The following is a 13,940-nucleotide window of genomic DNA, read 5'->3' as shown; positions in this document are numbered from 1 at the left end:
CCTAACACCCATCCATGAATTCGAAGCCTTCGACCAAACCGGGCCGTAACGAAGCCTGCCCGTGCGGCAGCGGCCGCAAGTATAAACACTGCTGCGCGCAGCCGACGGCGGCCCCGGCAGGCGAAACCGGCTTGCAGCAATTGCTGGAAACCGCACGCTATCATGCCTACCAACGCCGCGATTTCGCGGCGGCGGAGCAATGCTATCGCCAGGTGCTTGAGCTCAAGCCCAATCATGCCGAGGCCTTGGCCGGCGTCGGCCAGGGCTTGTGCTGGCGCCACCGTTTGGCCGAAGGCAAACGTTATCTGGCTCGGGCGGCGAAAGCCTTGCTGCGGCAGTCCGATAAAACCGACGGCCGGGTATTGTTGGGATTTGCCGAACAAATGCAAATTTGGGGCGATATGGACTTGGCGCTACAACTGGCGCGGGCGGCCGCCAAAGCCATGCCGGACAATGCTTCGGCCCATTACGGGGTGGCGGTTTGCCTGCAGCGCTTGCATCAGACCGACGCGGCGATCGCTGCGCTGGAGAAGGTATTGAAACTGGTGCCGCACGATGCCGGTTCTCATATCCTGCTGGCGATATTGGAGTTCGACAACAAACAGTACGATGCGGCCCGGCAGCGGCTGGAGCGGGTGGTCGCCGCCGAAACCGATACCCGGCAATTGGCCCGTGCCTGCCTGGAACTGTCCAAGGTCTACGATAAGCAGAAACGCTATGCCGAGGCGTTCGCGATGTTTGCCAAGGCTGGCGGATTGCAGCGGCAATTGCCGGAGAATCAAGCACTCGATGCCGGTTACATTTTTAAAAAAATCGCCTTGTTCAAACAGGGTTACAGCGACGCCTTGCTGAAACGCTGGACGCCGGAACAACTGGCCGACGGCTTGCCGGCGCCGGTGTTTCTGATCGGTTTCCTGCGTTCCGGTACGACCTTGACCGAACAGGTGCTTGCCGCCCATCCGCAGGTATTGACCTCCGACGAAAACCACCTGCTCGAAGAACTGTCGGCCGAACTGGCGGCCATGGCCGGCATCAGCGACGACACGCCGGCGGCGTTGGCCCGGATCGGGATCGAGCAAGCCAGGCAACTGCGCGCCTATTACTGGCAGCGGGTGGCGGAGGAGTTCGGGCCGGAGGCCTTGCGTAAACGCTTCGTCAACAAGGTGGCATTGAATAGTATCGAGACCGGTTTGATCAGTTGCCTGTTTCCGGACGCCAAGATTTTGTTTGCGTTGCGCGACCCGCGCGACGTTTGCCTGAGTTGCGCGATGCAATCCTTCGCCGCGTCGCCGGCCACGGTCAATCTGTTGTCCTGGCAAGGCGTGGCCGAACAGTATGCGGCGGTGATGGATTTGTGGCTGAGCCTGCGCGACCGGATCGCGCCGGCCTGGCTGGAGCTGCGCTACGAAGACGTGGTCAACGATTTCGAAGCCAGTTTCCGCGGCGTATTCGAACTGCTCGGCGTCGACTGGCGGCCCGAAGTCGAACGTTTTCACGAGCGCACGGCCGGTCGCTACGTGGCGACGCCCAGCTTCGCCGCGGTGTCGCAACCTTTGTACAACTCGGCACTGGCACGCTGGCGGCCATACCGACAAAACTTCGCCGAGCTGATGCCGCAATTGGCACGGTTTGTCGCTGCATTCGGCTACGACGAGGCGGACCTTTGACGGCCGGCCGCTCATAGCGTAAGGGCCGCAGAGCCGGAGTGGTATATTGTCGCCAAGCGTTTGCCGCCGATTTGGTTCGGATTTCGGAACAGTTGCTAAAATGAAGCATGACCGTTCCGCAACCGATGACGCCTGCCGATTTGAAACCGATTCTGACCGTATCCAGCCTGTTGTTGTTGGCCATAGCCGTATTGTCGCTGTTTGCCGGCGAAAGCTGGTTGGCGTTGCTGGATAGCGTGCATTGGACGGTCAGTGCCGGTACGGCCTGGGTTATCGCCTGGCTGGGGACGCTACACGGCGACGCCGGACAGTATTGGTATCGCCGCTGGTTTTGTTACGGTACCGGCCTGTATTTTGTCGGCCAATGCTGTTGGAATCTGCAAGAACTGTTTTACTGGAATCCGTTTCCGGCGCCATCGGATGTGTTTTATCTGCTGATGGGGCCGTGTTTCACCTGTGGCCTGCTAAAAGCGCTGCGCCGTCGTGTTTCTTCAGCCCGGTTACGGGCCGTCAAGCTCGATACCCTGGCGATGACTATCGCGCTGCTGGGTTTCATTTTGGCCTTGTATTTGCCAAACGCCGCAGACGCCAGCGCTTTGGAGTTGGCGGTGCTGGTTGCGTATCCGCTCAGTTTGCTTAGTGCGGCCAGTGTGGCGTTGCTGGCGTTGCCTTTTTTGGCGCTGGAACTGACGTGGGCCAGTGGTCTGCTACCGGCTGCCTTGTTGGCGGAAGGCTGCGTTTGGATGCAATGGAATCTGCAAGCGCTAACCGGGACTAACCAGGGCGCGTCGATATTGAATTGGGGATTCTCGATAGCCGGGTTGCTGGTCGGTGTCGGTGCTTATCTCTGGCAGGCCGAGCGCCGGCGTACCGCCCCTGTCAGGACGTACCGTGCCGTTTTGCGCGCCATCCCTGTCGCGGCATTGCTGGTGAGCGTGGCGACGCTAGTGCTGATTTGGTTTAGCGCGCAGCCGCAAACGGCGGAGATGCTTATTGCGGCCGGGGCCGGCGGTTCGGTGTTGCTGCTGTCGGCGTTGCGCCACAGCTTGCTGTCGAAAGAAAACGGCAAGTAAACCCAGTCGGAGCGGGCAAGGGCTCGGGGGCTGAAAATTGAGTTAAGCAGCCTCCGCTGTTTGGTTGGCGAGGGGATGCAATTTTAATCTTCCTCCCAACGCTAAAGCTCCGTTGACAGGACTATACTGTTCTGGCGTATTTATTGACCTCGGGAGCGGCGTATGAACAAGCAAATATTCCTCACTTCGTTGGCGTTGACGGTTTTGGCGGCAGGATGCGCGACGGAACCCGAAAAAAATGTCTCCAGTACGGACGATTTAACCACAACCATGCCTAGTCCGGGGGCGGGTACGGTTGGCGAACCCTTGTATTTCTCTTCCAGGGAGGATGCCGAAGCAGCCTTGAGCGGCTACAACTACGGCTTAAAAGCCTTGCCTGACGGCCGGGTGCAGGCCTTCGTTTCCGGTCTGAACGATTCCGGCGCCGACAATCCGATTACGTTGGCACAGAGCGCCACCGCGGTACCTGCGGATTCGGCAGCGGTCGGCGCTGACGGCGGCGAAACGCCGTTTCCGCAAATTCGGCTGGCGGAAAAGAAAAACGGTAAGGCCGCAATCGAGGCTTTGGGCGACAAGCTGGAAGCGGTCGCCCGATCCTACGATATGTCCGCCGAACGCCTGGCCGAGATTTTAGCCACCGATTCGACCGCCTGGATCGACGAGGGCGGCCGCTTGCTTTACATCGATGCTTTACCGCCGGGCGAGAGCGATGGGCAGGAGGCGACCGCTACCGCGCCGGCCCAAGCTGGAAGCGGCGGCATGAGCGTTGCTTCCAGCACCGATGCCTTTGCCTTGCACAGCAAGCCTGGCGCCAACCGTCTGATTTATCTGGATTTCAACGGCCATGTGGCTATCGCTACGGCATGGAATACCGGGACTTTGACGGCCCCGGCCTACGACATCGACGGCAATCCGGCGGCTTTTAGCGCCACCGAATTGAGCAATATCAAACAAATCTGGCAACGGGTCGCCGAAGACTACGCGCCGTTCGATGTCGATGTGACCACGGAAGAGCCGAGTGCGGATAAATTGTTCCGGACCGCGGCCGACGACGGCCAGTACGGCACGCGGGCCGTGATCACCCGGTCGATGCCGCAACTGTGCAACCAGGCTTGCGGCGGCGTGGCTTACGTCAACGTCTATTCCTACTATTCGGCCAGCAAGCCGGACCGTTATCAGCCGGCCTGGGTGTTTCTGGACAAATTGGGCAACGGCTTTCCGAAATACGTCGCTGAAGCGGTATCGCACGAAGTCGGCCACAATTTGAATCTGACCCACGACGGCAATGCCTCGACCACTTACTACTCCGGCCACGGCAGCGGCGTCACCGGTTGGGGGCCGATCATGGGGGTAGGCTATTACAAATCGGTCACGCAATGGAGCAAAGGCGAATACCCCGGCGCCAACAACCTGCAGGACGATATTACGGTGATTCACGCTGCCGGTACCCCGCTCAGAGTCGACGACTATGCCAACAATTCGGCTGGCGCCGGACCTATCGCCGGCGACTCCAGTGCCGTAGACCAAAGCGGCATCATCGAACGCAGCAGCGACATCGACGTGTTTGCCTTCAATACCGGCGGCGGCGGGGTGCAATTCAATGCCAGCCCGGACCCGGTGTCGCAAAATTTGGATATTCAATTGAAGCTGTTGGACGCCAAAGGCGCGACAGTGTTAGAAGCCAGTCCAGCCGACAGTTTGTCGGCTAGTGTCGCTGCGGTGCTGAACCCCGGGCAATATTATCTGCAAATCGAAGGCGTCGGCTTCGGCGACTTGACCACCGGATACAGCGATTACGGCAGCCTGGGACGCTACCAGATCAGCGGCAGCTACCCTAAAGCTGTCGAAGCGCAGGCGCCGACGGCAATCGTCAGCGCGTTGCCGAACCAAGGCTATGCGCCGTTGAGTGTTGAATTTAACGGATCCGGTTCCAGCGACCGCGACGGTAGCATCACCGGTTACGAATGGAATTTCGGCGACGGCAGCGGGGTGAGCCGCTCAGCCACGGTTACCCATAGCTACAACACGCCGGGAACCTACACTGCAACCTTGACGGTGACCGACAACAGCGGTTTGAAGAACAGCGCCAGCGTCAGTCTGCAAGCCCAGCAAAGTCCGGTAACGAACAGTATGAAAGTGGCATCTACCCGGGTTCTGCGCCGGACTCTTCCCGGCGGCAAGGCGCAGTGTGTGGCGAACGTAACGTTGAAGTACTTGAACTCGACGGTTTCCGGTGCGGCGATTTACGGCGTTTGGAGCGGCGGTTTGACTGCCGGTACCAGCAAAACCTTGCTCGCCACCTCCGCGATCGGCTTTACCGGCAGCACCGGCCAAGCCACCATCACAAGTCCGACGTTTGCCAGTTCGGCCAAAGGCAGCTGCGCTTTTAGCGTCAACAGTGCGTTTAAAACCGGCTATCTGTACGATGGCGGCGGCTCCGTCACCGGTAGTTTTTCCTGGTAGGGGACGGTTTTCGATGGGGGCGGAAGCGTCCCCATCACCGCCGCAAATTGCCGGATTGCCAGCGGCGATTCAGTTAATGGCGTAGCGGGGTTTCTCGGTCAGCGCCTCGCTCAAAGCCAGATGCTCCGCCGCATCGAACAAGATTTGCTGTTCGCGGAAAAATTCGGCACCGGCGTCGATCGCGTCCTGCATCACGGCGATGACGTAGCGTTCCGCGTGCGCCGAGCCTATCATGTTGTCCGGCACCGCCGCTTCGAGTTGCAAGCTCTGCCCGGTCTGGTCGAAGCCGCGGATGCGCAGGCCGGCGAACGCCGCACGCTCCTGGCTGCCGGGTAGCATAAATACGATATCGAGGGCCGGTGAACGTTTTTGCACCGGCAATTGCCGGTAGCCGGCCAAAGCGATTGCAATCTTGGTGATGGCTTGGCTGATGGCGCTGTCTTCCAACGCCCGGTCCGGCGTCATCGAAGCGATAAATAGACTCATCGTAATTCTCCTGGGCAAGTGTTTGCTTAACATGCAGCAAAATCGGTTCCAGAATTAGCGGTCCGCTGCCAGTGTCCGCAAATAAACGCCGAAGGCCCGCTAGTCGCGGTCTCAGCCGAGACCGTAGCTGTTAGCCGGCGCCGATCAGGCGCCGGATCGGCGTGGATTGTTGTGGTAAAGCGGACAAAATGCGGCGAGACTGGATGGCAAAGCTGCAAGCCGCTTCCGGTCAATTGCTGCGGTGAAAGCGTTTGAACAGGTAGAAGCCGGCAAACATGGCCGCAACAAAGACATAGTTTCCGGCCAGCCCTGAGGTGAGACCGACCAATGCCGGTCCCGGACAAAAGCCGGAGATGCCCCAGCCCACGCCGAATATCGCTGCGCCGCAGACCAAGCGCGCGTCGATCGCTGCCGGCGTCGGACCGGTGTCTTGTTCGTGGTCGGCGGCTTCGGTATTGCGGTGCAGCCAATGGCGGGCTCCGCCCAAGGTCGCCAGTGCGCTGGCCATGACCAGCGCCAAACTTGGGTTCCAGGCTCCGGCCACATCCAGAAAAGCCAAAACGTTGGCCGGATTACTCATGCCGGCAACCACCAAGCCGATGCCGAACAGCAGGCCGTAGCCGAAGAGTATCACTCCGTGTTTCATGACGTTTCCCTCTCTCAAAGCCAATGACGGGTCAGGAAGACCGTGATGCCGGCGCTAAACATAAAAGTCAGCGTAGCTACGATAGAACGGGGCGACAGGCGGGCGATACCGCACACGCCGTGCCCGCTGGTACAGCCGCCGCCGAGGCGAGAACCGTAACCGACCAATAGTCCGGCCAGCGCCAGAAGCGTAGGCGACGCCTGCAATTCCGTGACCGGGTCGGCGCCGGCCAATTTCGCTAGCGGCGCGCTGGCGACCAGACCGGCCAGAAACCAGATGCGCCAGACGTTGCCCTTCGGCCAAGGCGGCAACAGACCGGCAGCGATACCGGAAATACCGGCGGTATGTTTGTAGGTAAACAACAGTAAGGCCGCGGAGGCGCCGATTAAAACGCCGCCGAGAACCGCGGCGAGCGCAGATGAGTAATCCATGAATTCAGCATATAAGGAAAAGCCGCTATTGAAACAGAAAAGCCCGGAACTGGCGAGAACGGACCATTCGCTTGGTTTTGTAACCGTTCCGGCTGGAGAGTTTGGCGAAATTAACTAAGCTTGTAGACGGTATTCGCCCCGATTTTGCGCGACACCGAGGAAATAAGATGTCCGATAAACCCTTCTGTATTTTTGTTGTGGATGACGACGCCTTGTTGCGGCTGGTGATTGTCGACCAGTTGCAAGGCCAAAATTATCAGATTCACGAGTTTGCCAACGGTGCCGATTGCTTGGCTGCATTGGATCTGCAGCCGAATCTGATTCTGCTGGACATTGAGATGCCGGGCCAAAGCGGGATTGATGTTTGCCGACAGATTCGCGCCGACGGTAACGACGAGGTGCAAGTCATGTTCGTCTCGGCGCACGATGACCTGGAAATTCTGTTAACCGCCTTCGATGCCGGCGGCAACGACTTCATTCCGAAAAACGCCAAGAAAGAAGTATTGCTGCGCAAGGTCGAATTGGCGATCGAGACCGAACAGCAAAAACGCAATCTACGCACCCAGCTCGATTACGCCCAGCAAACGGCATTCACGGCCATGTCCAGTTTGGGCGAGACCGGAGCGATCCTGCATTTTCTGCGCACTTCGTTTCAATGCCGGACCCCTGCGCAATTGGGGGCATTGATCATCGAGACGCTGCCGCAATACGGTGCCAGCGGTCTGGTGAAACTGGACGATAGCTGCGGCGAACACGTTTTCGGGCCGGAGCCGGTATGTTCGGCGTTGGAGCGCTCGATTCTAAGCTATGTGAGCAAACTCGGCCGTATCTATCAGGCCGGAGACCGACTGGTATTGAATTTTCCGAACGTGACCTTGTTGGTGATGGGCCTGGATGTGACCGATCCGGACGCGATAGGCCGCTTGCGCGATCACCTGGCGATTCTGGTGGAGGGCGCCAGCGCCCGGATGGAGGCGATGGTCGGCGAGCAGCAGCGCCAATTGCAGGCCAAAGCCAGGCTGGAAGGTATTCGCGAATTGAATGCATTGTTGAGCGAAATCGAACAAAACCAACAGGTCAACCATCAGCAGCTGGTCAATCTGTCCGAACAACACCGCAGTAACATGGAGAACGCGTTCGTCCACTTGGGGCTGACCGATAGCCAGGAGTATTTGTTGCACGGCTATGTCGAAGAGTTAACGACTCAGCTGGACCGCTTGTTCGATAAGGACCACCAGCTGGCATTGCGCTTGAATCAGATCCTGGAAAAACAGAACGCTTTACTGGCCGGCAACGCCGAAGTAAGCGAGCAAGCGTGAGCCGGAACCCGTGAAGACCGGGCTGAACCCCATAAAAGTCTTGTTTTTGCCGGCCGAAGCGGTGATGAACCGCTTGAGCTTCAGCAAAAAGTTCAGCGTGATCGGGCTGTTGTCGCTGTTGGCGGTACTGGCGGTATTTTTTAACCTTTATCAAAATCTGAATCGCTCGCTGTCCTATGCGCAGCGGGAAGTGACCGGATTAAGCCAGATTGCCCACGTTACCCGGGCGTTTCAATTGGTTCAGCAGCATCGCGGCCTGTCGGCGGGCTTAATCGGCGGAGCGGAAAGTTTGCGGGCACGGCGCGACTTGGTCGAAGCCAAGACAACTGCGGCGCTTGCCGAGCTGGTGGCTGTTAGCGATGCCGGTTCTGCGGGCGTCGCGATAGCCGAGGGCCTGCAGACGGATTGGGCGCTGTTGTTAAAACAGGGCGGGACCGAAATCAGTCAGCAGCGCAGCTATGAATTGCATACTAACTTGATTACCGGTCTGCTGGAACTCGCAGCATTGGTCAGCGAGGAAAGCCGCTTGGTCAACGAGTCCAGTCTGGCTACCCACCACTTGATTTTGCTGGTTGTCGAGCAACTGCCAAAGGCCTTGGAAAACATTGGCCGGGTCAGGGCGATGGGGGTCGGCATCCTGGCCGCCAAGCAGATCGATGCCGCGCAAAAGCAGGAACTGTCGGTACTGAAAAGCCGGATATTGGACGACGTCAAAACGCTGGAGCACGCCGCGAAAGACATCCAGCGTTACAACCCGGCGCAACTGCCGCTGATGGCCGCGATGCTGGATCGTATCCGCGATGCGGTTACTCTGATCACAGGGCATTTGATCGACGATATGCTGCAGCAGCGGTTTACCGTCGATCCGGATCAGTTTTTCTCTACCGCGACCATCACGATGGACAGCGTTTTCGAGCAAATATACGACAGTTTTTTGCCCGAGACGGAGCGGGCTATCCAACGCCGGATAGCCGAAATGCACACCTCATTGGCGTTGAGTGTGGGTGTGCCGGGTTTTTTGCTGGTGTTGATCGCTTATTTTTCGATAGGCGCCCATTTGTCGATCAGTGCCAGCATCGCCGGTTTGGCGAAGGCAGCCAAGGCGTTCGCCGAAGGCGATTTGCAGCAACGGCTGGCACAGGATTCCGACGACGAAATCGGCCGGGTGGCCGGGCATTTCAATCGAATGGCAGACGGCTTCGCCGCGTTAATGGCGGAGCGAAAACGAGACGAGGTCCGTTTGCGCAGCATCGTCAATACCGCCTTGGACGCGGTCGTGCAAATGAATCGCCGTGGCGAAATCACAGGCTGGAACCCGCAAGCCGAGGCCATCTTCGGCTGGCAAGCCGAGGAAGTCTTGGGCCGGCCATTACACGATGTGATTCTTCCGGAACGGTATCGCAGCGCTCACTTGCAGGGCTTGAAAATATTTCTCAGTAGCGGCAAAGGCAGCGCGGTCAACCGGCGCATAGAAGTTGCCGCATTGCGCCGCAGCGGCGGCGAGTTTCCGGTGGAATTGGCTATCACGCCAATCGAATTGGCCGATGCCGTCGAATTCAACGCCTTTATTCGCGATATTTCGTTCGAAAGGCAAGCCGCTGCCATTCTGCGGAATAGCGAGCAACGTTTTCGGGCCTTATTCGAATTTTCGTTGGACGCGATCATGACCTTGAGCCAGGCCCGCGGCTTTTTATCGGCCAACCCGGCCGCGGTCAGCTTGTTCGGCTGCCGCGATCTGGCGCATCTGTTGAGTCTGTCCCCGGTGTTGCTATCGCCGGAATATCAGCCGGACGGCCGTTGTTCCGCAGAGTTGGCCGCACTGTACATCGAACGGACATTGATGGAGGGCGCTCAACACTTCGAGTGGCAACATAAGCGAGCGGACGGCGAGCTGTTCTTTGCCGAAGTGCAACTGAACCGCATCGTCATCGGCGACGAAGAGCTGGTGCAGGCAACCGTGCACGACATCAGCGAGCGCAAACGGGCCAAGCAGGAGCTGGTGGCGAGCGAGGCCCGCAACCGGGCGATTTTGCGTACCATGGCCGACGGTGTGGTATTGATCGACCAGGTCGGGACTATCCTGTTGGTTAACGATGCGGTTTGTAACTTGTTCGGCTACGACGAAAACCAGTTAATAGACCACAATGTCAGCCTGCTGATGCCGGAACCCCATCGTTCCAGCCACGATGGCTATCTAGCCAAATATATGACGAGCCGCAGTCGCGCGATCATGAACCGCTGTGTGGAATTCGAAGGACTCAGATCGGACGGCAGCACCTTTCCGCTGGAATTGACGGTCAGCGAGTTGATCGACGATTACGAGAACATCTTTATCGGGGTGATCCGCGATATCAGCAACCACAAGGCTACCCAAGCCGCGCAAGAGCAGGCTCGCTTGCAAGCCGAGCGTCTGTCGCAAGTCAAAAGTGATTTTCTGGCCAACATGAGCCACGAAATTCGGACGCCGCTGAATGCGATTCTGGGTTTGGCCAAAATGAATTTACGTAAGGTCGGGGCGGAAAATGCCAACATGGCCAAAATTTACGAAGCCGGCCAACACCTGTTGAATCTGGTGAACGATATCCTGGATTTTTCCAAAATCGAGTCGGGCAAAATGCAGTTGGACCCGCATCCGTTCAAACTGGCCGACCTGATTGGTGAAGTCCGCGAGTTACTGGAATTACGGGTGCGGGAAAAGCAGTTGACGTTGGTGGTGCAGTTCGACGGCGAACTGCCGGAATGGGTGCTCGGCGACGGTTTGCGTTTGCGGCAGATACTGCTGAACTTATTGGCTAACGCTGTCAAATTCACCGATAGCGGCTACGTGGCGGTCAAAATCAGCCGTCGTGACGCCAACGTGCGCTTCTCGGTGATGGATAGCGGGATTGGGATGACCGCGGAACAGTTGCAGCGCCTGTTCAATGCATTCGAACAGGCCGACAATTCGACTACGCGCAAATTCGGCGGTAGCGGTTTGGGGTTGGCGATCAGCCGGGATCTGGCGCGGTTAATGGGCGGCGACATCGAGGCGCAAAGCACGTACGGCGTCGGCAGTACCTTCGTGTTGACTGTCCCGTTGCCGGCCGCAGCACCGGAAATCGGGGATAGCGGTGCGCTGACTGCCAGCGGTGCAAGATTGCAAGGTCTGCGCATACTCGCCGCGGAAGACGTCGAGTTGAACCGGCTGGTACTGGCCGACATTCTGCACACGGAAGGCGCCGAGGTGGTATTCGCGGAGAACGGCCAGCAGGCGCTGGATTTGATTCAGCGCTCCGGCCCTCAGGCGTTCGATCTGGTTTTGATGGATATTCAAATGCCGGTCATGGACGGTTACCAGACCACGCGGCGGCTGTTGGCGCTGGCTCCGGATTTGCCGGTGATCGGCTTGACCGCTCATGCCATGGAAGAGGAGCGTGCGCGTTGTCTGGAGGCCGGCATGAAAGACCGCATCACTAAACCGGTCGACGAGAACGCATTGGTCAAGGCCATTGTGAAGGTGGTGCCGGCTGCCGTTGCTGCGCCGGTCGAGCAGGACTTGCCCGCGCCTCCGCCCCAGGATGCGGCAAATACGCAACTGCCGCCAAGTTCGGGCTTGATCGATTGGCAAGCGATGTTGGAGCGTTTCGATGGCCGCCAGAGTTTCGTCGATAAGATTATCGACAACGCGGTCGACGGCAGCCAAAAACAGAATCTGGAAAAACTGCGGCTGGCCGCAGAGCAGGGCGATTTGGCGACGATCAAGTTTGTCGCTCATAACTTGAAAGCCTTTGCCGGGATTTTTCAAGTCCAATCGCTGTTACAACTGGCGCAGCAAACCGAGTTGGCGGCCAAGGACGCACAAGCCGACACTTCCGGTCTGGCGATGCAATTGGCCGAATTGTTGGGGAAAATCTTGCAGGAACTGTCCGAGAAAAGGGGCGCTTGAATATCATGCCGGCAGAATTTGCCGCCGGGCTGCGCAAAAAAATGGCGGGTAATTAAACCCGCCATAAACAACTTCCCTGTAGCTAGGAGGAGGTTAGCCACAAATAACGACCGCTGCGGCGAAGCGAGGCGGTCGTTATGTCAGCGTGCTAAACCTCTAGGATAAAACGATATAATCACAATCCTATATCTACAGATCAGATTTGGTTTGCTACCGTCGACTAACAGTATAGGTTAGTTAAAAAAAGTTTCCAGGACGGTGGGTTTTTTTTGAGGAATTAGATGAATTTAAACCAACTCGAATTGTTGCGTAATCTGCAAGAAACCGATTTCAACCTGAGCAAGGCCGCGGAAAAAATGCATGTGGTGCAGTCGGCGGTGAGCCGCCAATTGCAATTGTTCGAAGCCGAATTAGGTTCGCCTTTATTTATTCGCCAAGGCAAAAAATTGACCGGCCTGACGCCGCTTGGCGAAAAAATCATGGACGAGGTCGATTTGATCAACCAGGCGAAAAAGAACATTCAACTGATCGCCGACGACTTTCTCGATAATAACCACGGCACCTTCCGCATCGCCACCACGCATACCCAGGCCAAATATTTGCTGCCGGGGCCGATCGCCCGCTTCCGGGCCAGATATCCCGGCATCAAGATTTATATGGTGCAATCCTCGCCGGATAATCTGGTCAACTTGCTGCATCGGCATCAGGCCGATCTCGCCATTTGCACCGAAAAGTTGGCCGACGACGACAAACTGGTAGTCAAGCCGTGTTACGAATGGCATCACATCGCGATCATGCCGGCCGGACACCGGCTGGCCGACGGCGAAATCACGCTGCAACGTCTGTCCGCCGAACCGATTTTGACCTACTCGCCGGGGTTTACCGGCCGTAGCGCCATCGAAAAAGCCTTTCAAAATGGGCGCTTGCCGCTGGATATTACCTTGGCCGCGGCCGATTCCGATGTGATCAAAACTTACGTGAGGCTGGGTATGGGCGTCGGCATCATCGCCGGTACGTCTTACGAGCCCGGTCGGGATAGCGACTTGCTCGCCAAAGATCTGGCCGGCCTGATACCCAGTTCCACCACCAAGATCGCGTATTTGAAACAACTGTACGTGCCCAACTACTGCCGGTACTTTATCGACGAGTTGTTGGTAGAAGCGGCCGCCAACTACACCGCGGTCGGCTGATATCCGGTCGGCGATTGCGCCATATCGCCGCTTTGGCTTGGGTTATTTAACATAGCTTATTTGATTTCGGGCCGACCGTTGCTGCGACAGAAGGCTTAGCCTGCTGATTGCAGACGGTTTCCGGTTTGCGGCGCTAATTTTGCTGGTGTGCAAAGGACATCTCGCATTCCGCACCGCCAAGCCAGCAGCTCATGTCCTTTTCTGTCAGCCAATCCTTACAAGAGCTTTATCTCGACTGCCGCAGCGAGCTGGAAGCCGTGCTCTTCGCCCGGCTACGCTGCCGGGAAACCGCGGCCGATCTCAGCCAGGAAGCCTTCGTCCGCTTATGCCGTAGCGAGGATCTAAGCAAAGTCGGCAACCTGAGGGCTTACCTGTTTCGCACCGCGCAGAATTTGCTGTACGACCATTACCGCAGTCAGAGCGTGCGTAACGCGACGATTGCCGACTGGCCGGAACCGGACTTGCCCGATGCCCCCGATCTGCGCTGCGCCGAAACCGTGGCTTTGAGCGAGCAAGCCCTGGACAGCCTGATCGGCAGTCTGGCGGAATTGCCGCCGCTGTGCCAACGCATCTTTTATCTGAACCGCTTCGAAGGCATGAAACAGCGGGAAATTGCCGAGCAACTCGGTATCTCGGTACGCACCGTGGAAGACAATATCAAACGCGCGTTGCTGCATTGCGCCAAATCCTTGGCTCAGCCCTAGCCGGACGATGTGGTTCAGGCTACGGGCCTCGTCTAT

10 protein-coding genes are annotated in these 13,940 nt (G+C 57.8%); 7 read left to right on the top strand and 3 right to left on the bottom strand.

Features of this window, described 5'->3' with window-relative positions:
* The first annotated feature begins 14 nt into the window (after nucleotides 1-14).
* From ACH518_RS17130 to ACH518_RS17120, 3 genes are all read left to right on the top strand, one after another.
* Complete coding sequence (locus ACH518_RS17130) at nucleotides 15-1,667, top strand: sulfotransferase (protein ID WP_445370955.1); 1,653 nt, start codon at nucleotides 15-17, stop codon at nucleotides 1,665-1,667.
* Nucleotides 1,668-1,774: 107 nt separating this feature from the next.
* A complete protein-coding gene (locus ACH518_RS17125; RefSeq protein ID WP_445370954.1) occupies nucleotides 1,775-2,740 on the top strand; it encodes a hypothetical protein in 966 nt (321 codons plus the stop codon).
* A 162-nt stretch (nucleotides 2,741-2,902) separates the two neighbouring features.
* The gene (locus ACH518_RS17120; protein ID WP_445370953.1) at nucleotides 2,903-5,203 is read left to right on the top strand and encodes a PKD domain-containing protein; all 2,301 of its coding nucleotides are present in this window, start codon (nucleotides 2,903-2,905) and stop codon (nucleotides 5,201-5,203) included.
* Nucleotides 5,204-5,272: 69 nt separating this feature from the next.
* Here the strand turns inward: ACH518_RS17120 and ACH518_RS17115 are convergent, their stop codons facing one another.
* The 3 genes from ACH518_RS17115 to ACH518_RS17105 form a co-directional block, all read right to left on the bottom strand.
* A complete protein-coding gene (locus ACH518_RS17115) occupies nucleotides 5,273-5,689 on the bottom strand; it encodes a hypothetical protein (RefSeq protein ID WP_445370952.1) in 417 nt (138 codons plus the stop codon).
* A 229-nt stretch (nucleotides 5,690-5,918) separates the two neighbouring features.
* Nucleotides 5,919-6,335, bottom strand: coding sequence for a DUF6691 family protein (locus tag ACH518_RS17110; protein ID WP_445370951.1), 417 nt, complete (start codon nucleotides 6,333-6,335; stop codon nucleotides 5,919-5,921).
* A gap of 14 nt (nucleotides 6,336-6,349) precedes the next feature.
* Nucleotides 6,350-6,766 (bottom strand): YeeE/YedE family protein, encoded by a 417-nt coding sequence (locus ACH518_RS17105; protein WP_445370950.1) that lies wholly within the window; start codon nucleotides 6,764-6,766, stop codon nucleotides 6,350-6,352.
* A 167-nt stretch (nucleotides 6,767-6,933) separates the two neighbouring features.
* Here ACH518_RS17105 and ACH518_RS17100 point away from each other — a divergent pair, with 167 nt between their 5' ends.
* The 4 genes from ACH518_RS17100 (at nucleotide 6,934) to ACH518_RS17085 (ending at nucleotide 13,904) form a co-directional block, all read left to right on the top strand.
* Nucleotides 6,934-8,085: a response regulator gene (locus ACH518_RS17100; RefSeq protein ID WP_140914186.1), complete on the top strand. Its 1,152-nt coding sequence runs from the start codon at nucleotides 6,934-6,936 to the stop codon at nucleotides 8,083-8,085.
* A 10-nt stretch (nucleotides 8,086-8,095) separates the two neighbouring features.
* Nucleotides 8,096-12,010 (top strand): PAS domain S-box protein, encoded by a 3,915-nt coding sequence (locus ACH518_RS17095; RefSeq protein ID WP_445370949.1) that lies wholly within the window; start codon nucleotides 8,096-8,098, stop codon nucleotides 12,008-12,010.
* Between the two features lie 281 nt (nucleotides 12,011-12,291).
* Nucleotides 12,292-13,200: a LysR substrate-binding domain-containing protein gene (locus ACH518_RS17090; RefSeq protein WP_445370948.1), complete on the top strand. Its 909-nt coding sequence runs from the start codon at nucleotides 12,292-12,294 to the stop codon at nucleotides 13,198-13,200.
* Between the two features lie 191 nt (nucleotides 13,201-13,391).
* On the top strand, nucleotides 13,392-13,904 hold the full coding sequence (locus ACH518_RS17085) for an RNA polymerase sigma factor (protein WP_278211508.1): 513 nt from the start codon (nucleotides 13,392-13,394) through the stop codon (nucleotides 13,902-13,904).
* The last annotated feature ends 36 nt before the right edge of the window (nucleotides 13,905-13,940 follow it).

Source organism: Methylomonas sp. HW2-6, from assembly GCF_052474525.1.
Note: the sequence above shows the minus strand (reverse complement) of the source record. Positions and strands in the feature narration are given on the sequence as shown.